We start from the raw sequence: 19,661 nt of genomic DNA, 5'->3' as shown, positions 1-19,661 counted from the left end.
GGGACGAAGATCAGACTCTGGTCTCTCCGGACCAGGAGCAGGTCGCCCTGGTAGAAGGTGATCGTCAGGTGCCGGCAGCCTGTCGCTCCAGCCGAGTAACCAGCCCTGACCTGCGCGTCCGGCCTTAGCGTTGGTCTCTCGGCGAGTACGGCAACTGCCGCTGACGGCCACGACAAGGGGGGAGCGATGACGCGGGACGGCGCCGACCTCATCGTGGAGGCCAACGGGATGCTCATTCAGGGGCCGGGCACGCTCGCCGGTGAGTTGGCCGGCGTTCGGGCCCGCAAGGTCTTCAAGACCAGCTCGTGGCTGCGCTACGCGGCGGGAGAGCTGAACCGTCAGGAGGCGTTCGACGCCATCGTGGCGGTGCTCGATGTCCCGCCTGCGGCCGTCGCCTCGACCGTCAACGCCTACCGGGATGCCTGGCACATCCCACCAGGGCTCCCGGAGATCCTGGACGCCCTGAAAGAGCATAGTGTCCGTCTCTACGGCCTGGTCACCATGCCCGCCACGGACTGGGGCCACGCCCGCGAGCGGTTCGCCGGACTCTGGAGCCGCTTCGACGGCCTGGCCGCATCAGGTGACCTGGACGCGGGATTCCTCAGCCTGGTCATGACGGCCAAGCACCCCTGATATGCGAAGACTTGAGATGCGTCACCTGTTTGACCGGTGACACAAGCTGTGCCACAGTCGTCTGGCACGCTCACGGCGGCCATCGGGACCGGCGCGCGCGTGGGATCTCCTGCGAGGCGCGGATCGTTCGCAGGACGGCACTTCGAGACGCGCGGAGGGCTTCACATGATCAAGAGGCGTACGTTCGGCAAGGCTCTCGGCCTGGGTGCCGGGGGCGCGGCCGCCGCGACGCCGGCGGGGCCGGCGCATGCTTCGGCCATGACGGGGCAGGGGGCCACCGCGGCCGGCGGCCGCGGACGCACCGCGTTCCCCTCGCTCAAGAAGGTCAGGGCCGGTCTGCTGGAGATCGGCTACGCCGAGACGGGGCCGGCCCACGGGCCGCCGGTCATCTGCCTGCACGGCTGGCCGTACGACATCCACAGCTTCGTCGATGTCGCGCCCCTGCTGGCGGCGGAGGGATACCGGGTGATCGTGCCCTATCTGCGCGGTCACGGCACGACGCGCTTCCTCTCGCCCCGGACCTTCAGGAACGGGCAGCAGTCGGCCCTCGCCCTCGACATCATCGCGCTGATGGACGCACTGGGTCTGGAAAAGGCGGTGCTCGCCGGATTCGACTGGGGAGCGCGGTGCGCCGACATCATCGCGGCGCTGTGGCCCGAACGCTGCAAGGCCCTGGTATCGGTGGGCGGCTACCTCGTCGTCAACCTCAAGACGAACCTCCAGCCGCTGGCGCCGGCGACCGAGCACGCCTGGTGGTACCAGTACTACTTCTCCACGGAGCGAGGCCGGATCGCCATGGAGGACAAGGCCAAGCGCCACGACCTGACCCGACTCGTCTGGGACACCGTTTCCCCGACCTGGGACTTCGGCGACGCCACCTTCGAGCGCACGGCCGCCGCCTTCGAGAACCCGGACTACGCCGCCATCGTGATCCACAACTACCGCTGGCGGCTGAGCCTCGCCGAGGGCGAACGGCGCTACGAGCCGTACGAGAAGAGGCTCGCCGCCCGGCCGGTCATCGCCGTGCCGACGGTGACGCTCGACGCCGATCGCGACCCGTTCACGGTTCCGGGCGACGGGACCGCGTACCGGGACAGATTCACCGGCCCGTACGACCACCGCACCCTGAAGGGCATCGGCCACAACGTGCCGCAGGAGGCGCCCGAGGCGTTCGCCCGGGCGGTCGTCGACGCCGATGGCCTCTGATACCGCATCAACTGTTGTCCGGATACGCATTTCTGCCGGAGCGTACGGAGTGTACGGAGCATCCGGAGCCGCGCGGGAGCAGGGCCGCGCGCACCGGTACCGAGGGAGCGGGAGAGGATGACGATGCAGGACCACGACACTCGGGACAGCGGCTCGGTGATGCGCCGCGCGCGGTTCGGCGCGCTGCCGGAGCGGATCGCCTACGAGGACATGGTCGAGACGAAAGCGGCCTCGCCGAGGGATCCGGCGCGGGACGGCTGCGACCCCGATGAGGCGAGGAACCTTCTCCCCTGTCTGGCCTGGGACCTGGCGCTCTGACGCGCGCCCTCCACTACGGCGGCGCCGGCCAGGACGCGAGATCCGGCTGAGCGCCACGGAGGGAGGGCGGCCCGGCAACGGCCGACGACCCTTGCGGGGCGCCACGGTCACCCGTCAGGATGGTGACGTGAACATGGAACACGCCTTCGTGTGCGGCAATCCGGCGCTGGACTTCGCGGCCACGCTCCGGGCGCGCCGCACGGCGCGATTCGAGATGTTCGCGGCGCCGGACCGCCTGGACGCCTGGTACCTGGAGTCCGGCACGGTCGACTCCGTCTCGCCCGCCCGGCAGGCCGACGTCGTGCGGGCGACGACCGTACGCGAGGCCGTCTACCAACTGCTCACGGCACGGCGCCTCGGCGAGGACTTCGACGACGGGGCGCTGGCCGAGGTCAACGACGCGGCGCGCAGGGCTTCCGCGGCACCGCAGCTGACCCACTCCGGCCGCTGGACGGCGGCGACGCAGCGAGAAGCGCTGTCCACCGTCGCCCGGCACGCCGTGGAACTGCTGAGCGGCCCGGACGTACCCCTGCTCAAGGAGTGCGGCAACCCCGAGTGCACCCGCGTCTACATCGACCGCTCGCGCGGCACACGGCGTCAGTGGTGCGGCATGGAGTCCTGCGGCAACAAGATCAAGGCCGCCGCGTACCGCGCGCGCAGGAAGACCGCCGTCACCGTCGTGGCGTGACCGCGGTACCCGCTGCCGGGCCCGGGGTCAGTGTGGTGCCGCCGGTGCGGCGGTCCGCGGGGTGGCCCCGGCGGCGCCCGCGCCGAGCCCGTTCAGGAGGGTGTCGACCACAGTGTCGGCGGCCCGCGCCGGGCTGAGGCCGGTGAGCCGGCGCGAGGCGATGTTCATGAGCTGCGGCAGAACCGCGAGCACCCACTCGTCCGGCAGCCCGGAGCGGAGCAGGCCCTCGTCCGTGGCCCGGCGCAGGAAGTCGGTGAGCTCACGGACCGAGTGCTCGCGCCGCTCCCGGACGGGCTCATTGGCCAGCATCAGGCTCAGGTCGACCGGCCACCTGCGGTTGACGCCGATGATGCCCTCGACGTAGCGGTGCAGGGCGACGGCGACCGGGGCCTCGCGGAGCCGGGCCTCCTCGGTGGCCCGCTCGATGGCCGTCAGGCGCGCCTCGTGGATGGCGGCCAGCAACTCCTCGCGTGAGGCGAAGTTCCGGTAGACCGTGCGCCGGTCCACGCCGGCCTCCGCCGCGATGGCGGTGATGCTCACGGCCGGATCGGCGGCCAGGAGACGTGCCCCGGTCGTCATGACCGCTTCCATGTTGCGTGCTGCGTCGGCTCTCACGGCCCCACGATAGCCCTGTCCGCGCGGAAAGAGCGCCATCCCGCAACTTTTATGTGCTTGTTGCGGCGTGAAGCGCTACATTGATGTGACAGTTAGAGAGTTCCCCGGCTACGGACTAAGGAGAAAGCGCGTGATCACTTACGACAAGCTCTTCATCGGCGGCACCTGGACGGAGCCGAGCGACCCGGAGCTCCTCGACATCCTGTCCCCGCACGACGAGTCGGTCGTCGGCCGCGCCGCCCAGGCCCGGCCGGCCGACGTGGACCGCGCGGTGGCCGTCGCCCGCGCCGCCTTCGACGAGGGCACCTGGCCGGACACCCCGCCGGCCGAGCGGATCGCGGTGCTGCGCCGGCTCGACGCCCTGCGCGAGGCCCGGGCGGCGGAGATCGCGGCCGTGATCACCGCGGAGAACGGCTCCGCGAGCTGGTTCACCCGCGCCGGGCAGCCGGGCCTGTCGCGTCAGGCCGGCGCCTACCTGAAGGCGGCCGAGGAACTGGCGTGGGAGGAGACCCTGACACCCACCGACCCCGCGGCCACCGTCCGCAGTGTGGTCCGCCGGGAGGCCATCGGAGTCGTCGCCGCGGTCATCCCTTGGAACTCGCCGTTCTCCGCCTCCCTGGCGAAGATCATTCCAGCGCTGCTGGCCGGCAACACGGTCATCCTGAAGGTCTCGCCGGAGAACTCGCTGAGCATGGGCCTGCTGGCCGACCTGCTGTCCGGCTGCGGCCTGCCCGAGGGCACGATAAGCGTGCTGCCGGCCGACCGCGAGACCAGCGAGCACCTGATCTCCCACCACGACGTCGACAAGATCGCGTTCACCGGCTCGACGCGAGCCGGGCGCCGGATCGCCTCGATCGCGGGCGAGCAGCTCAAGCGCGTCAGCCTGGAACTGGGCGGCAAGTCCGCCGCCGTCCTCCTGCCCGACGCGGACCTGGCGAGGTTCAAGGCGGGGCTGAGGTTCTCCTCCCTGCTCAACAACGGTGAGGCGTGCATCGCGCACACCCGCGTCCTCGCCCCGCGCAGCCGCTACGAGGAGGTCGTCACCGCCGTCAAGGAAGCGGTCGAGTCGCTGAAGGTCGGTGACCCGCGGGACCCGGACACCTTCATCGGCCCGATGATCCGCCGTGACCAGCAGCAGCGGGTGCGGGACTACATCGAGCTCGGCATCGAGGAGGGCGCCCGTCTGGTCACCGGCGGCCCCGAAGTCCCGGCCGGCCTGGAGAAGGGCTACTACGTCACCCCGACGGTCTTCGCCGACGTCGACACCTCGATGCGGATCGCCCAGGAGGAGATCTTCGGCCCGGTGCTGGTCGTCATCCCCTACGAGGACGAGGACGACGCCGTGCGCATCGCCAACGACTCCGAGTACGGCCTGTCCGGCGGCGTGTGGAGCGCGGACGAGGGACACGCCCTCACGGTCGCCCGCCGTATACGGACCGGCACCGTCACGATCAACGGCGCGTCCATCGGCTTCGACGGCCCGTTCGGCGGCTTCAAGGCCAGCGGCTTGGGCCGCGAGTACGGCTTCGCCGGGCTGAACACGTACATCGAGTACAAGACCGTCACCATCTGATTGCCCGTCATGCCGACGAAGGCGCGGAGCGGGCGAGCGTGGCGCCGGAAAACCAGTACGTCCGGCCGTGGCCACGCCGGGTGTCGACCTGCCTGATGCGGGCCAGGGTCGGCTGGAGAACCGGCCGTCCCGCCCGCCTCACCGCGCTGCGAGCGCGCCCGGGGCGGGGCGGCTCCTGCGAGGCGGTGGCGCCGGACCGGTCGGGTACGGGGTCCGGGCCCGGGGAACCGGGCTGCCCGCGAGCGGAGCTGACGCGGCCCCCGTGAACACGTCCCCGCTCAGCCGCCGGGTGCGGAGGCTGCCTCGCCCGTACCGGTCAGACGGGAGGCGAGCTGGGTGCGACGTGTCACGCCGAGTTTGCGGTACGCGTGGGTGAGGTGGGTCTCCACGGTGCGGCGGGCCAGTTGCAGTGCCGCACCGATCTGGGCGTTCGTCTGGCCCTGGGCCGCCAGCTCGGCGATGCGCCGCTCCGCCCGGGTCAGCACGGCGCAGCTCTTCGTGACCTGGCGGGGACCGCGGGCGCCGCTCGCCCGCAGGGCGTTGTCGGTGGCGCGGACCAGGCGGCCGGTGGCAGCAGCCGCGGCAGGCCCGTCCGGGGTGTCCGGGTCTCCGGTGGCGTCGGTGGCCAGCAGGCGCAGGGCCAGGGCATGGGCCTCGTACAGGTCGTCGCGCCCCTTGCGGCCGTTGCCGGTGTCGATCCGCGCGTGGCCCAGGTCGAGGAGGGTCTCGATGAGCTCGACGGGGGCCTCTGCCGTTCTCAGCAGGGCCGCGGCCTCGGTCAGCGACTCGAGCGCCCGGCGGCCGCCCACGGCCGCGGCGTGGGCGCGCAGGGCGCGGCCGACGACGCGGGGTGTGCCCCAGGTCCGCGCGTGGCGCAGTTCCTCCTCGGCGAGTTCCAGGGCTCTGGCCGGCTGTCCGAGTCCGACCAGGGCGAGGGCGGCGCCGGAGCGCCAGGGGGTGGCCACGGGGCTGACGAAGTCGCGGGCGCTCTGACCGCGGCCGCAGGCCAGGTAGTCGTCCAGGGCGGCCTGCCGGTTTCCTTCGGCCGCGTGCACGAAGGCTCTCGCGTAGCGCAGTTCGTTCCATTCCCAGGAACTGTCGGCGCTCTCCTCGTCGATGGCGGCCAGCAGCCGGTGGGCATGGGCACGGTGGCCGAGTTCGTAGCGGGCGAGTGCCACCATGGACGCCAGGTGGGGCAGGCGGATCCCCTGCCCGGCGCAGGCGTCGAGGAGCGGGGCGTTCTCGGCGACCACGCGCCGGAAGTCGCCGGTCCACAGGGCCGCTTCGGCGCGCACGCTGATGAGGCACTGCCGGCCGATGTCCGTCAGGTCCGGGAGCACGGGCGGTGCGGGAAGGGCCTCGTCGGCGAAGGCCCGCGCCTCGGCCAGCCGGTCGGCCCACTGCAACAAGGTCGCGGCGCTGCCCAGCCAGCCGCTGCGGAGCCGGGGGTCCACCGGTGCGGCCAGCCGGGGCAGGACACGGTCGAGGGTCTCGGCCGCCGAGAGCCGGCCGGCCCCGACCTCGTACTCCGTGACCAGCCCGCAGGCGAGCGGCTCGATGGCGGCGGGCGCCGTGGCCGCCAGCTCCCGCATGCGGGCCACGGCGTCGCGCCACGCCACCGCGTCGTGGGAGGCCATGAGGGCCGCGGTGGTCTGCAGCACACGGACGAGTTCGCCGTCGTCCACGGTGCTGCCCGCCCGGCGCATGACGCGCATGGCGGTGACCGTGCGGCCCCGGGCGACGAGCGCCGCACCGAGGGCGGGCGCGACGGCGGCGCGTTCGTGGTGGTCGAGGGGAAGCTCCAGCGCCGCGTGCAGCCTGCGGATGCCGGCATCCGCGCTGTGCGGCAGTTCCAGGGCGCCGAGGCGCAGGGCGAGCCCGGCGCGGCGGTCGGGGGTGAGCGGAGCGGTGAGGGCGTGGCGCAGGAGGGCGATGGCCTCGTGGACCCGGCCACCGCGTACGGCCTCCTCGGCCGCGTCCTCCAGGGACCGCGTCATCCACTCCTCGCCGGGCCGGTCGAGACGGAGCAGCTGGGCGGCGACGTCCGCCGCGGGCGCGCCGCGCTCGTCGAGCAGGCGGGCGATACGGCCGCGGAGTTCTCCCAGTTCGGCCGGGTCGGCGGCGGCGAGGGCGGCTTCGCGTGCCAGCCGGTGGGAGAAGAGCCGGCCGAGGGCCGATGTGCTCACCGGCGTGGCGCGGTGGCCGGGGAAGAGGCCGGCGGCCTCCTGGAGCAGGGCCTCGCCGAGCACCGCGGTGCCGCCCCCGGCCGCGGCGAGCGCCAGGGCGATCCGGCGCGACCCGGGGGTCGCCCGGACCCGTATCCAGTGGGCGATCGCGTCGCGATAGCGGCTTCCGCCCAGCTCGGAAAGGCCGCGGGGCAGCGGACCCGCACAGAGGTCGGCGAGCAGGGCGTGCACCAGGGCCGGGCTGCCGCCGCACGCCTGGGCGCACAGCTCGGCCCGGTCGGCGTCGTGCCCACCGGCGGACACCAGACGGGCGGTGGCTTCCGGGCCCAGCGGGCGGAGCCGTACGGACGTACCCGTCTCACCCGGCAGGACGGTGACGCCCTTCTCCCCGCACTCGGTCAGGACCAGCAGTACGGGTATGCCCGTCAGCCGGCGGGCCAGGTAGCCGATCCAGCGGCGTGACGCCATGTCGGCGTCATGCAGATCGTCGACGGTCAGGAGTACAGGGCGCCGGTAAGCGGCCTGTGCCAAGCGGGTCACGAGACGATGGAAGACCACCTGTTCCTTGTCGGCGGGCAGGTCGGCGAAGGGCACCTCCTCGGCCTCGGGAAAGAGCCGGCGCACGAGCGCGAAGGGAAACCCCGCCTCCTCCGGTGAACAGGACGCGTGCAGCACGTCCATCGCCCCGCCGGCGGCCTCCCGTGCCGTGACCTCGCTCAGCAAGGCGGTACGGCCCATCCCCGTCACGCCGCTGAACAGCACCCAGCGGCCCCCGCCGGACCGCGCGGACTCTCCGGCCTTCGCCGCGGCCGCTACCGCGTCATCGCGTTCGAGAAGCACTTTTCGCATGCTCAACTCCTCCACCTTCGTGCACAGTCGCCGTTTCACAGGGGACGCCTGAGACGAATGATGGATGTCGAAAATCGCGAAATTATCTATTCTGAGCTGGTATCCCCCTCCAGAAGATAACCCATATGCCTCATGTGACGCCGTCGGGCGGCGGGCGGCATCGGCCGGGGGTCCGGGAGGCCGCGAGGACGCAGGCGGTGGCCAGAACATCACTTTAAGTCTTGTATCCCCCGAAATGACTATTTCCGGGAGAGCTTGGGGATTTTGCTACCAAGTGATGGGTGTAAGTGATGGGTGAGCAACAGCTTCCCAAGGGGGAATCCATGGCTGAAGATCAGCCGAACGACGCGGTCCGCGGCGGGAGCCCGGACTCGGCGGTCGACCGGGTGGCCGACTTCTACGGCGCTTACATCGACGCCGTCGACGACGGAACCGATGACCTGGGTGGGGAGCTCCGTGCCCACTACCTCACCGAGGACTTCCGCGGGCGCTTGGCCGCTTGGGAGGAGGCCAATCACGCCGACGGAGTCCTGCGCGCGCAGGACGTGCCCACCCACTGGGAGGTTCGCTACCACGATTCCGGTGCCGGGCACCTGTTCACCACGGTCACGCTCACTTGGGGTACGGGCCCGGACGCCGGGCACACCCGGCTGGCGGTGCAGAGCGACCTGAGCACCAAGCTCATCTCGGACATCGAGGACGGGGGGCCCGGGTCCTGACGCGGGCGCGGGACGACTGAGGAGAGAGGGCCGGAAGTCGTCACGGAGGAGGCGCCGGACCCGGCGGGAACACCCGTGTCCGGCGCGGTGGCCGGTTCTGGACCGTGGGGTGAAGGGGCGCGCAACCTCTTCGGGGTGCGGTGGGTCTGTGTGGGCACGGAGGCGGACGTTCCGCGTTCGTCCGTCGACCGACACCATGCGACTTCCATGGAGGACACAGTGAAGCGTGCTGTACGTACTCGCGTCGCGGGAACCGCGTTACTCGCGGCCACCACCGTCACCGCACTGGCGGTGAGCACCGGAACGTCCGTCGCCGCTCCAGCCCCCGCCGCCACGTACAACCAGGAGTGCGGCACCGGCTATGCGCAGGTCAACCAGATCCCGATCCCTGGCCGCGGGGCGGTCTTCCTCGCGTACAACGCCGCCACCGGCAAGAACTGCGTGGTCACCAAGCGGAACACCTCGACCGGTGCGCGACTGTGGGTGGGCTCCTGGCTTCAGCGGAACAGCGAACTGAAGTCGAAGCAGGAGCAGTACGGCTTCTTCACCTCGTATTCCGGACCGGTCCTTCTGGACGCCAAGGGCAAGTGCGTCGACTGGGGCGGCGAGATCGACGGCTATGTCGTGGCCCGGTACAAGACGAACTGCGGCACTCTGGCCCCGACCGGGCAGTAGGCCGTTTACCTGGGGCCCGGGCGGTGAATGGAGCGGCGGGTGGCAGGAAATGCTCTCCCAGGCCGACTTGCCGGATGCCAGGCTACCGGGGGAACAGGCTCGGCTGTTGTCCGGAGTAAAGGGGCGGCGGGCCGCGGATCCGAAGGCCGGTGGCGCGGCGGCCGTGTCCTCGGGCCCGCTCCTTCGGTTGGCAGGCTGCGGAGGCGGGTGGGAAGTGATCCGGCCCGTTCCGGCTCCATCCCCTCAAGTACCTGTCGAACCAAGGGAGAAGACGACATGGGACTCACTGCCCGAAGGCTCACCGGCGTCGGCACCGCGCTCGCCGTGGCCATGGTGCTCCTTGCCCCCTCCGCTTCGGCCGTCAAACCGGGCGAGCGGTTCCGCTACGGCGACCTGGACTGCCTCGCCACCGCGGACGCGGCGTGGAACGGGGCACTGAGCTGCACCGGCACCATGAACGTCACCTGGCGGGCCAAGGTCAAGTGCTACCTGGGCTTCACGTACTACGGCCCGTGGCAGAACAACGCCACCGGCGGAACCAAGGAGTCCAAGTCCGACTCCAAGTGTGCGGTTTACGTCGACGACATCATCATCGACGCCATCTGACGCACGCCGATCCCAGGCCCTCGGTTCCGTCAGGCGACCGTCCCGCCCGCGTTGCGGATCAGTCGCTGGAGCACCTTCACCGTGGTGACGTAGTCCGCGTCGTCGATTCCCTCGTGGAAGGCGGCGCGGATCGCCGGCGCGTTGCGTGCGAGGGCGACGTGGGCTTGTTCCCCCTCCTCGGAGAGCCACAGCCGGTCCTGGGCGTCCCGGGTCGGCCGGATAAGACCCCAAGTGCGGTTGAGGGCAAATGAGCGAGCTTCCGGATGCTGCCGACGTCGGAGAGACGATCTGTCGTGGCGGACGCCCTGCGCCGAGGGGGGTTCCGGCACCTCGCCCGACAGCGGTACACGTACGCGGACCCCACCCCGCCGCCGGGGCCGAGTGTCAGCCGAGTCGGCCCAGGTCGTGGTTGAGTTCGATGACGTTGACGCGCTCCTGGCCGAGGAAGCCCAGGTCGCGGCCGCGCAGGTGATCGGTGACGAGCTTCCGGACCCGCCCGGCCGGCAGCCCCCGCGTTTTGGCGACCCGGTTCACCTGCTGATACGCGTAAGCGGGGGAGATGTCGGGGTCGAGGCCCGAGCCGGAGGCGGTGAGGGCGTCGGCGGGGACCGACGCGGGGCCGACGCCGTCGAACGCCGCCACGGCCGCGCGCCGTTCGGCGATCGTCGTGACGAGCCGGGGGTTGTTCGGGCCCAGGTTGGAGGCGCCCGAGGAGGTGGGGTCGTACGGGCCGGCGCCCTTGCCGGCGTCGGCGGCCGACGGGCGGGGCTGGAACCACTCGGGGGCCGGGCGGAGCGCTTCCGAGGCGTCGTCGGGGTTCTTCTTCGGCAGGGCGAAGTTCTGGCCCAGGAGGCTGGACGCCACCGGGGTGCCGTGGTCCTCGACCAGGGAGCCGTCGGCCTGGTGCTCGAAAGCCAGCTGACCGACTCCGGTGACCGCGAGCGGATAGGCGATGCCCGTGACGACGGTGAGGGTCAGGAGCATGCGCAGGGCCGACAGGTGCTGCCGCAGCGTCGACGGGAGGTGCGGGGACATGGCTGGCGCCTCTTCTCTGCGGTCGGGTCAGTGGAGGCCGGGGACGTACTGGACGGCCAGGTCGATGAGTTTGATGCCGAGGAACGGCAGGACCACCCCGCCCAGCCCGTAGATCCAGATGTTGCGGCCGAGCAGCGCCGCCGCGGAGGTGGGGCGGTAGCGGACCCCGCGCAGGGCGAGCGGGATCAGCACCACGATGATCAGCGCGTTGAAGACGATCGCGGAGGTGATGGCCGAGGTCGGGCTGTGCAGGCGCATGATGTTGAGCTTGTCCAGGCCCGGGTGGACCGCGGCGAACATCGCCGGGATGATCGCGAAGTACTTCGCGACGTCGTTGGCGATCGAGAAGGTGGTCAGGGCGCCCCGGGTGATGAGCAGTTGTTTGCCGATCTCGACGATCTCGATGAGCTTGGTCGGGTTGGAGTCCAGGTCGACCATGTTCCCGGCCTCCTTGGCGGCCGAGGTACCGGTGTTCATGGCCACGCCGACGTCGGCCTGGGCGAGCGCGGGCGCGTCGTTCGTCCCGTCGCCCGTCATGGCGACGAGCTTGCCGCCCGCCTGCTCGCGCTTGATGAGGGCCATCTTGTCCTCGGGCGTGGCCTCGGCGAGGAAGTCGTCGACACCGGCCTCCTCCGCGATGGCCCTGGCCGTCAGCGGGTTGTCACCCGTGATCATGACGGTCCTGATACCCATGGCGCGCAGTTCCTCGAAGCGCTCCCGGATGCCCTCCTTCACCACGTCCTTGAGGTGCACCAGACCCAGGACGCGCGCGCCGTCCGCGTCCCGCACCGCGACCACGAGCGGGGTGCCACCGCTCTGCGAGATGCGCTCGGCGGCTTCGCGCACGTCCTCGCCGACCGTGCCGCCGGCCTCGGTGACCCAGGCGCCGACCGCCGCGGCCGCGCCCTTGCGGATGCGACGGCCGTCCACGTCCACCCCGCTCATCCGGGTCCGCGCGGTGAACGGCACGAACGTGGTGTGTGCCAGCTCGCCCTCCGTACGGGCGCGCAGCGCGTGCCGCTGCTTGGCGAGGACGACGATCGAGCGGCCCTCGGGCGTCTCGTCCGCGAGCGACGACAGCTGGGCGGCGTCCGCGAGTTCGTCCGCGCCGACACCGCCGACCGGCAGGAACCGGGCGGCCTGACGGTTCCCCAGGGTGATGGTGCCCGTCTTGTCGAGCAGCAGGGTGTTGACGTCCCCGGCGGCCTCGACGGCGCGCCCCGACATGGCCAGCACGTTGCGCTGCACCAGGCGGTCCATGCCGGCGATGCCGATGGCCGAGAGCAGCGCGCCGATCGTGGTCGGGATGAGAGCCACCACGAGCGCGACGAGCACGACGATGCTCTGCTCGGCGCCCGCGTAGACCGCGAACGGCTGCAGGGTGGCCACCGCGACGAGGAAGACGACGGTGAGCGAGGCCAGCAGGATGTTCAGCGCGATCTCGTTCGGCGTCTTCTGCCGCGCCGCGCCCTCCACCAGCGCGATCATCCGGTCGATGAAGGTCTCGCCCGGCTTGGAGGTGATCTTGACGACGATGCGGTCGGACAGCACCTTCGTGCCGCCGGTGACCGCCGAGCGGTCACCGCCGGACTCCCTGATGACCGGGGCGGACTCGCCGGTGATCGTGGATTCGTCCACACTCGCGACGCCTTCGACCACGTCCCCGTCACCGGGGATGATCTGCCCGGCCTCGACGACGACGTGGTCACCCGGACGGAGGCTCGCGGCGGGCACCTCCTCCTCCGGAGGGGCCGCGGTCCCCGGCCGCCAGGAGGGGAGGCGGCGCGCGGTCGTCCCGGTCCGGGCCCGGCGCAGCGTCTCCGCCTGGGCCTTGCCCCGGCCCTCGGCCACGGCCTCGGCGAGGTTGGCGAAGACGACGGTGAGCCACAGCCACGCCGTGATGACCCAGGGGAAGACGCCCGGGTTCTTGAGGGCCGACAAGGTGGTGAGGGCCGCCCCGACCCCGACGACGAACATCACCGGGTTGCGGACCATCAACCGGGGATCCAGCTTGCGGACGGCGTCGGGGAACGAGGCGACGAGTTGCCGGGGGTCCAGCAGACCGCCCGAGACCCGGCGCGGCTGACGAGGTGCCGGAGAAGTGGTCATCGGTGGAGTCCTTCCGCGAGGGGGCCCAGCGCCAGCGCGGGGAAGAAGGTCAGGCCCACGACGACGAGGATCACGCCCGTGAGCAGGCCGACGAACAGCGGCCGGTGGGTGGGCAGCGTGCCCGCCGTCACCGGCACGGGACGCTGCCCGGCCAGGGTGCCGGCGAGTGCCAGGACGAACACCATCGGCAGGAAACGGCCGAAGAGCATGGTCAGGCCGAGGGCGGTGTTGTACCAGACGGTGTCGGCCCGCAGACCGGCGAAGGCCGAGCCGTTGTTGTTGGCGGCCGAGGTGAAGGCGTAGAGCACCTCGGAGAAACCGTGCGGGCCGGGGTTCGCCATCGCGGCCCGTTCCCCGGGCAGCGCCATGGCGACGCCCGCCCCGATCAGGACGATGACCGGGGTGGCGAGAATGTAGAGGGAGGCGAACTTCATCTCCCGGCTACGGATCTTCTTGCCCAGGAATTCGGGCGTCCGGCCCACCATCAGCCCTGCCATGAACACGGCGAAGATCGCCAGGACGAGGATCCCGTAGAGACCGGAGCCCGTGCCGCCGGGGGCGATCTCGCCCAGCATCATGTTGAAGATCAGCAGCCCGCCGCCGCCCGGCGTGTACGAGTCGTGGAAGGAGTTCACCGCGCCGCACGAGGTCAGCGTCGTTGACGCGGCGAAGAGGGCGGAGGCCCAGACGCCGAACCGCTGCTCCTTGCCCTCCATCATGCCGCCCGCCGCATGACCGGCCGAACTGCTCACGCTGTGCAGCTCGTTGGCCGTCACGGCGGCGACGGACGCCACCCAGATGACCCCCATGACGGCGAGGACGGCGTACCCCTGCCGCCGGTCGCCGACCATCGTGCCGAAAGTCCGGGGGAGGGAGCAGGAGATCACCAGCAGCAGGTAGATCTCCAGGAGATCGGTGAAGGCGGTGGGGTTCTCGAAGGGGTGCGCGGAGTTGGCGTTGTAGAAGCCGCCGCCGTTGGTGCCGAGTTCCTTGATGGCTTCCTGGGAGGCGACGGGACCGCCGGTGATGCTCTGGTGGTCACCGGCGATGGTGGTCACCGCCTGGACGCCGTGGAGGTTCTGGACCACTCCCGCAGCGAGGAGCGCGATCGCGAAGACGAAGGCGATCGGCAGCAGCACGCGCAGGACGATCCGGGTCAGGTCGGCCCAGAAGTTGCCGACCTGGCTGGTCCGCTCGCGGGTGAAACCGCGGATGAGGGCGGCGACGACGGCGATGCCGACCGCCGCGGAGACGAAGTTCTGCACCGCGAGACCGGCCATCTGCACCAGGTGGCCCATGGTCGACTCGCCCGAGTACGACTGCCAGTTGGTATTGGTGACGAACGAGGCCGCGGTGTCGAACGCCAGGTCCGCCGGGACGGGCTTCATGTCCAGCGACAGCAGCAGGTGGTCCTGCAGCCGCTGGAAGCCGTAGAGGAACAGCATCGACACCAGCGAGAACGCCAGGACACCGCGGAGGTAGGCCGCCCACGTCTGGTCGGCGTCCGGGTTCACCCCACCCGCCCGGTACACGACGCGCTCGGGGCGCAGATGCCGGGAGGTGGTCAGGCAGCGGGCGATGTGGTCGCCGAGCGGTCGGTGGGAGAGGGTGAGCGCGGCCATCAGGGCGAGGGCCTGCAACCAGCCGGCGAGGGTGTCGTTCATCAGAACCTCTCCGGGAAGAGCAGGCAGAACACCAGGTAGAGCAGCAGGGCCGCGGCCACGATCAGCCCCACGAGATTGTCGGCGCTCACAGCTTCTCGACCCCCTTCACGACGAGGTGGAGGAGGGCGAAGGAGAGGGCGATGAGGCCGAGGAAAGCCAGATCGGCCATAGGCGATGCACCCCGTAGATTCGAGAGGAGCGGAGGGAGGACGGGACCTGCCGGTTGCGCGTGGGGACAGGAGAGGGCCACTGCGGCCGGGAGCCGGCGGACCGATCTGTTTAGGTAGAAAACGGTAATAGCGGGCGCCCTCGGCAGGGCGGTGAACACGCCAGTCCGCGCCGGTGGCCGATGTTCGGCCAGGGATGATCACCGCCATGCGGTTCGGAATCCTCGGTGACACCCGGGCATGGCACGACGACGGCACCGAGGTAGCGCTGGGCGGCCCCGCGCGGCGCACGCTGCCGGCGTTGCCGCTGATCCGCTCGGGCGCGGTCGTACCGGTCGAACGGCCGGCCGAGGAGGTCGAGCCGCGCAGGACAGTGTCCGCGCACGCGCCGCAGTCCCGGATATCCAGGCCGCGCACGGCCCTGGGCGCGGCGGCCACGATCGAGCGCGCCGGGACCGGGTACCGGATCGTCGTTCCGGAGGACGCCGTCGACGCCGACCGGTTCGGGCGCCCGGCCGCCGACGGGCGGCGCGCCCTGGCCGACGGCGACGCCGGACGGGCGGCCGCGCTGCCGCGCCGGGCGCTCGGGCTGTGGCGAGGACCCGCGCCGGCCGGGCTCACGGAGAGCGGGACCGGCAGCGGGACGGCCGCGCCGCCGCGGGACGGCTGGAGGAACTCCGCCTCGCGGCCCTGGAGGACCGCATCGAGGCCGACCCGCGCCTGGGGGAGCACCGCGCGCTCGTGCCGGAGCCGCGCGAACTCGTTCGCCGCCACCCGCTGCGGGAGCGGCTGACCGGGTCGCTGATACGCGCGCTGTCCGCTCAGGGCGAGCAGGCCGCGGCGCCGGTGGTGTTCGAGGAGACCGGACGGCACCTGGCGGACGAGCCGGGCGCCGACCCTTCGGCCGGGCTCGCCGCCCCGCACCAGGAGCTGCTCGCCGCGCACCCGTCCCCGGCGCCCGTCGCGCCGCCCGCCCGGCCGACCTCCTTCGCGGGCCGTGCCGAAGAGGTGGCCGAGCTCGCCGAGCTGCTCCGGGTGACCCGGCTGGTCACGCTGACCGGCCCCGGCGGGGTCGGCGAGACCCGCCTGTCCGACGCCCGCCGCGACGCCGGCCGCTCGCGTACCGCCTAGCCGAGCGCCGTCGCCGCTTCCCCGATCGTGCGGTCCAGGTCGTCGAGGAGATGCCGCAGCGCCTGCTCGTACCCGGCGGCGAAGTGTTCGACGGTGGCTTCCCGGTAGAGGTCCGGGTTGTACTGGAACTCGTACGTCATCCGGTCGTCGCGCCGGCCCACGTGGAAGGTGACGTCCGTGGTGCTGACGCTGCCGCCCAGGTCGTGGCGCGTGGAGCGGGTGCCGGTCAGGTCCAGTGGGGGCGCGGGCTCGTTGTGGAAGGTGAACAGGACGCGGAAGAGCCGGGGAGGCCGCGGGTACTCGTCCTCCAGCGAGGCCAGCACGGCGGGGAAGGGCACGGCCTGGCAGGTGAGGGCCTCGGCCAGGTCGACCGCGGAGAGCCCGAGGAGCTCGCGCAGGTTCCCCTCGTCGGACGGCCGGGCGCGGAGGACGTACGCGTTGGCGAAGTAGCCCATGGCGTCGAAGGCGCTGGCCCGGGTGCGGTTGGCCATGGGAATGCCGAGTGTGACGTCCTGGCTGCCGGTGAGCCCGCGCAGGAGGAGGCGCAGCGCGGAGAGGCTGACCGCGGCGAGGGTGACGTGCTCGGCCCGGGCGAGCCGGGAGAGGGCGTCGCTCGTGTCCTCGGGGAGGGTGAACACCCGGCGCTTGCCGTTGAAGGTCTTCCGCTCGGGCGCGGGGTTGTCATAAGGGAACGTGACGGCGTGGGAGAAGCCCGTCAGTCCCTTGCGGCAGCGGTCGAGGAGCTTACGCGCCCGGGGAGTGCCGATCCAGGCGTGCTGCTCGGCGGCGAACTCGGTGAACTGCAAAGGGGATTCCGGCAGGGCGGGCGGTGTGCCGGTCACGGCGGCCCGGTAGAGCTCGGACACCTCACGCCACAGCAGGCCCATGGACCAGCCGTCGAAGACGCTGTGGTGGACGACCGCCAGGACGAGGTGGTCGTCCTCTCCCAGCCGGTAGAGCGTGAAGCGGGACAGGGGCGTGCCGTCGAGGGGGAACAGCTCCTCGGCGTCGGCCGCCACGCGCCGCCGTACGGCGTCCTCGCGGCCGGTATCCGGGAGGCCGGCCAGGTCGTCCGTGAGGTCGACGTGGGCCAGGGGCCGCGGGCCGGGGGAGTGGAGCACCTGCCGGACGGTGCCGCCGGCGTCCCGGCGCAGTGAGGTGCGCAGGGCGTGGTGGCGGGCGGTGACGGCGGTGAAGGCCGCCGCCAGGGCCCGGGTGTCGAGGGGCCCGGTGACGCGGTGGGCCTCCGACATGTTGTAGGCCCGGCTGACCTCGGGGTCGGCCAGCATCGGCGGGTAGAGACGTTCCTGGGCGGGAGAGGCCGGATACACCGTGCCGTCCTCGGGTGCGCGCATGGTCGTGTCCTTCCTTATCGGGCCGCGGGCAGGAGGGGGTTGGGGACCCGGCCGACCCCGGCGGGCATGGTCACCTGCCGCGACCGGCCTTCGCGCAGGAGCGGGCCGAGGACCAGGCGCGAGGGCCACACGGGCGCCCGCAGCACTTCGTGCCGGACGGCGTCGGCCACGGCGGGCGGCGGGCCCACCCGGTCGAGGGCGCGGTCCACGGACAGGGCCAGCCGCTTCCAGAACGCCGTCTCGCCGATGCCGTGGGCCCGGCTCAGCGCGTCGGCTATGCCGTACAGGTTGACCTGGAGGCCCAGGGTCTGGAGGAAGCCGACGAGCTGACGGCCGGTCGGGAGGCACACGGAGTCCGGGTCGCCGGGCTTGATCCGGTACCCGGGGTCGGGGAGGCCGGCGGCGGCCATCCAGCCGGGGGTGAAACGCAGGGTGTCGTGGTCGCGCAGGACGAACCGGCGGGGGACCCCGTGTTCGAGGACGACGACCACGTTCTGCCCGTGGAGCTCGGGCAGCACGCCGTGGCGGAGGAAGCCCACGCCCATCTCCAGGAAGGCGTCGGCGAGTTCACCGAAGAACTCCAGCGCCTGTGCCGCTCCCCAGTCCTCCGCCGAGCGCGCCCGGGCGAGCAGGGGGCCGAGGAGATGCCACTCGTGGGCGGCCAGCGCGGCCATGGGCAGCACGAGGCGGTGCCCGCCGTCGAACACCTCCCGCGGGTACAGGCGCACCTGGGCCGCCAGCTCGCCGGGGCGTACGGCGGCGGCCGGTCCCGCCCCGGGGGAGCTCCAGCCCGCCCATGTGCGTTCGTCACAGATGCCCGCCAGGGCGCGGAGACCGGGGTCGCGGTCGGCGATGGCGCGCATGGCCGACTCGGCGCGCTCCCCGTTGTCCAGATCGCCCGGGTCGAGCAGCCGGGGCACGCCGAGGGTCGTCACGCTCAGGGGGAGCTTCACATGGACGTGTGCCTGGGAGGCGGTCGCCAGGCTGCGCAGCGAAGCGGTGGGCAGGAAGGCCCCGAGGGCGGGTGTGAGGGGGACGGGGCCGTCCGGATCCCGCCGGGAAGGGGTGGCCCGCCCGTCACGGTGGGGTCCGGCGAGGACGTGATCGTACTGCCAGGGGTGGACGGGCAGGGGCTGGTGGGTCGTCAGGTCTATGTCGTGACGCTCCATCAGGCCGAGCAGGGCGTCCGTCTCGGTGCCGGTGAGCAGGAGCCGGTGCAGGGCCTCGGAGGCGGGGGCCGAGCCCCACCGGGTGCCCTCGCGGGGTACGGCGACCCAGGCGAGCGGCATGGCCTCGGCGCGCAGGGGGCCGTAGCGCGTCGCGTCGTCCGCGGTCCAGCCGGTGGCGGCGCGGGCGGTGGGGTGGAAGGGGCGGTTGCGTAGGGAGGCCAGGCGCTCACCGGCCAGCAGGCAGTGCGGTCGCGGCAGCAGCGGGTGCGCGGGGCCGGTGAGGGCCGGTGCCGGGGCACCGGCCACGCCGGACGGGCCCACCTCGTCGTCGGCGCCGGTGGCGGGCCGTGCGCCCGCGAGGAGCCGCCGCCGGGCGGCGAGCGTCGCGGCGGTGTGCTCGACGGCGGTACGCAGGTCGTCGAGCACCTGGTGCGCGTAGGCGGCCGGGGCTTCGCCCGGTACGGGCGTCCGGTCGGCGTCGGCCTGGAGGAGGCCGAGCAGTTCGGCGGGGCGGAGCGTCCGCACCCGGTCCGGTGCCGGCCCCGTGGGCCGGTCGGCCGGTGCCGCGCCGGCGGGCCCGCCGTGCCAGACGGGGCCGCGCGAGAACCGCCAGGACTGAAGAGCGCTGACGGGGCGGGCCCGGAAGCAGACCCAGCCCTCGGCGAGGTCCAGACGGAACCAGCTCTCGCCGATGCCGAGCTCCCGTGCGGCGAGGCCCGCCGGGACGCGGTCCGAGCGCCGGTGGGCCACCTCGTAGAGGTTCTCCTGGACGAGGGTGTCGACCAGATCGCGCATGACGAGCTCGGCCGCCCGCTCGTCGTGGTCCCCCTCGTGAGGCCGCTCGTCATGGGGAGCGCGTACGGCCGCACCCGCGGTCGCGGCCCCCAGGGACTCCGGAGCGTCCGTCAGGAGGCGTGACGGGTCGTCGGCTGCACAGCACAGGTCGGGCATCTGCTTGTTCTC

The 19,661-nt window shown here is 72.2% G+C and carries 18 protein-coding genes and 1 pseudogene; 10 read left to right on the top strand and 9 right to left on the bottom strand.

Going from position 1 to position 19,661, the window contains the following annotated elements; translation table 11 throughout:
- Positions 1-186 precede the first annotated feature (186 nt).
- The 4 genes from AF335_RS17895 (at position 187) to AF335_RS17880 (ending at position 2,845) form a co-directional block, all read left to right on the top strand.
- Complete coding sequence (locus AF335_RS17895) at positions 187-633, top strand: HAD family hydrolase (RefSeq protein WP_102919401.1); 447 nt, start codon at positions 187-189, stop codon at positions 631-633.
- 165 nt (positions 634-798) lie between these two features.
- Positions 799-1,839, top strand: a complete 1,041-nt coding sequence (locus tag AF335_RS17890; RefSeq protein WP_102919400.1) for an alpha/beta fold hydrolase — start codon at positions 799-801, stop codon at positions 1,837-1,839.
- Between the two features lie 117 nt (positions 1,840-1,956).
- Positions 1,957-2,157 (top strand): hypothetical protein, encoded by a 201-nt coding sequence (locus AF335_RS17885; protein ID WP_376697824.1) that lies wholly within the window; start codon positions 1,957-1,959, stop codon positions 2,155-2,157.
- Between the two features lie 127 nt (positions 2,158-2,284).
- Complete coding sequence (locus tag AF335_RS17880; protein WP_102919399.1) at positions 2,285-2,845, top strand: CGNR zinc finger domain-containing protein; 561 nt, start codon at positions 2,285-2,287, stop codon at positions 2,843-2,845.
- A gap of 27 nt (positions 2,846-2,872) precedes the next feature.
- Here the strand turns inward: AF335_RS17880 and AF335_RS17875 are convergent, their stop codons facing one another.
- Positions 2,873-3,460 carry a TetR/AcrR family transcriptional regulator gene (locus AF335_RS17875; RefSeq protein ID WP_184743540.1) on the bottom strand — a complete coding sequence of 196 codons (588 nt, stop codon included), beginning with the start codon at positions 3,458-3,460 and terminating at the stop codon, positions 2,873-2,875.
- Positions 3,461-3,590: 130 nt separating this feature from the next.
- Here AF335_RS17875 and AF335_RS17870 point away from each other — a divergent pair, with 130 nt between their 5' ends.
- Positions 3,591-5,033: an aldehyde dehydrogenase gene (locus AF335_RS17870; protein WP_102919397.1), complete on the top strand. Its 1,443-nt coding sequence runs from the start codon at positions 3,591-3,593 to the stop codon at positions 5,031-5,033.
- Between the two features lie 278 nt (positions 5,034-5,311).
- Here the strand turns inward: AF335_RS17870 and AF335_RS36225 are convergent, their stop codons facing one another.
- On the bottom strand, positions 5,312-8,068 hold the full coding sequence (locus AF335_RS36225; protein WP_170127733.1) for a helix-turn-helix transcriptional regulator: 2,757 nt from the start codon (positions 8,066-8,068) through the stop codon (positions 5,312-5,314).
- 323 nt (positions 8,069-8,391) lie between these two features.
- Between AF335_RS36225 and AF335_RS17860 the strand changes: the two genes are divergently transcribed.
- The 3 genes from AF335_RS17860 (at position 8,392) to AF335_RS17850 (ending at position 10,068) form a co-directional block, all read left to right on the top strand.
- Entirely contained in the window at positions 8,392-8,787 is a 396-nt protein-coding gene (locus AF335_RS17860; protein ID WP_102919670.1) for a hypothetical protein, read from the top strand.
- A 219-nt stretch (positions 8,788-9,006) separates the two neighbouring features.
- Positions 9,007-9,462 carry a spore-associated protein A gene (locus AF335_RS17855; RefSeq protein WP_244927074.1) on the top strand — a complete coding sequence of 152 codons (456 nt, stop codon included), beginning with the start codon at positions 9,007-9,009 and terminating at the stop codon, positions 9,460-9,462.
- 276 nt (positions 9,463-9,738) lie between these two features.
- A complete protein-coding gene (locus AF335_RS17850; RefSeq protein ID WP_102919394.1) occupies positions 9,739-10,068 on the top strand; it encodes a hypothetical protein in 330 nt (109 codons plus the stop codon).
- 29 nt (positions 10,069-10,097) lie between these two features.
- Here AF335_RS17850 and AF335_RS35720 read toward each other — a convergent pair.
- The 5 genes and pseudogenes from AF335_RS35720 to kdpF form a co-directional block, all read right to left on the bottom strand.
- Positions 10,098-10,280: pseudogene (locus tag AF335_RS35720) on the bottom strand (MarR family transcriptional regulator); the annotation flags it as partial.
- A 172-nt stretch (positions 10,281-10,452) separates the two neighbouring features.
- Positions 10,453-11,103: a potassium-transporting ATPase subunit KdpC gene (gene kdpC / locus AF335_RS17840; RefSeq protein WP_102919393.1), complete on the bottom strand. Its 651-nt coding sequence runs from the start codon at positions 11,101-11,103 to the stop codon at positions 10,453-10,455.
- Positions 11,104-11,130: 27 nt separating this feature from the next.
- Positions 11,131-13,212, bottom strand: a complete 2,082-nt coding sequence (gene kdpB, locus AF335_RS17835; RefSeq protein ID WP_102919392.1) for a potassium-transporting ATPase subunit KdpB — start codon at positions 13,210-13,212, stop codon at positions 11,131-11,133.
- Positions 13,209-14,876 carry a potassium-transporting ATPase subunit KdpA gene (gene kdpA, locus AF335_RS17830; protein ID WP_102919391.1) on the bottom strand — a complete coding sequence of 556 codons (1,668 nt, stop codon included), beginning with the start codon at positions 14,874-14,876 and terminating at the stop codon, positions 13,209-13,211. The genes kdpB and kdpA overlap by 4 nt, the downstream gene beginning before the upstream one ends.
- Complete coding sequence (gene kdpF, locus AF335_RS17825) at positions 14,876-14,965, bottom strand: K(+)-transporting ATPase subunit F (protein ID WP_102919390.1); 90 nt, start codon at positions 14,963-14,965, stop codon at positions 14,876-14,878. Before kdpF ends, kdpA begins: the two co-directional genes overlap by 1 nt.
- A gap of 286 nt (positions 14,966-15,251) precedes the next feature.
- On the opposite strand from kdpF, the gene AF335_RS36660 reads away from it, so the two are divergent.
- Positions 15,252-15,836: an AfsR/SARP family transcriptional regulator gene (locus AF335_RS36660; RefSeq protein WP_376697823.1), complete on the top strand. Its 585-nt coding sequence runs from the start codon at positions 15,252-15,254 to the stop codon at positions 15,834-15,836.
- A complete protein-coding gene (locus AF335_RS35710) occupies positions 15,734-16,174 on the top strand; it encodes a BTAD domain-containing putative transcriptional regulator (RefSeq protein WP_376697825.1) in 441 nt (146 codons plus the stop codon). The genes AF335_RS36660 and AF335_RS35710 overlap by 103 nt, the downstream gene beginning before the upstream one ends.
- Here the strand turns inward: AF335_RS35710 and AF335_RS17815 are convergent.
- Together AF335_RS17815 and AF335_RS17810 are read right to left on the bottom strand one after the other, a co-directional pair.
- Entirely contained in the window at positions 16,171-17,529 is a 1,359-nt protein-coding gene (locus AF335_RS17815; RefSeq protein WP_102919389.1) for a condensation domain-containing protein, read from the bottom strand. The genes AF335_RS35710 and AF335_RS17815 overlap by 4 nt on opposite strands.
- A 14-nt stretch (positions 17,530-17,543) precedes the next feature.
- On the bottom strand, positions 17,544-19,649 hold the full coding sequence (locus tag AF335_RS17810; protein WP_211304110.1) for an IucA/IucC family protein: 2,106 nt from the start codon (positions 19,647-19,649) through the stop codon (positions 17,544-17,546).
- Positions 19,650-19,661: the final 12 nt, after the last annotated feature.

It is taken from the genome of Streptomyces eurocidicus (genome assembly GCF_002891295.1).
Classification (GTDB): Bacteria; Actinomycetota; Actinomycetes; order Streptomycetales; family Streptomycetaceae; genus Streptomyces; species Streptomyces eurocidicus.
The sequence above is the reverse complement of the archived record's forward strand: the minus strand, read 5'-3'. Positions and strand labels throughout refer to the sequence as shown.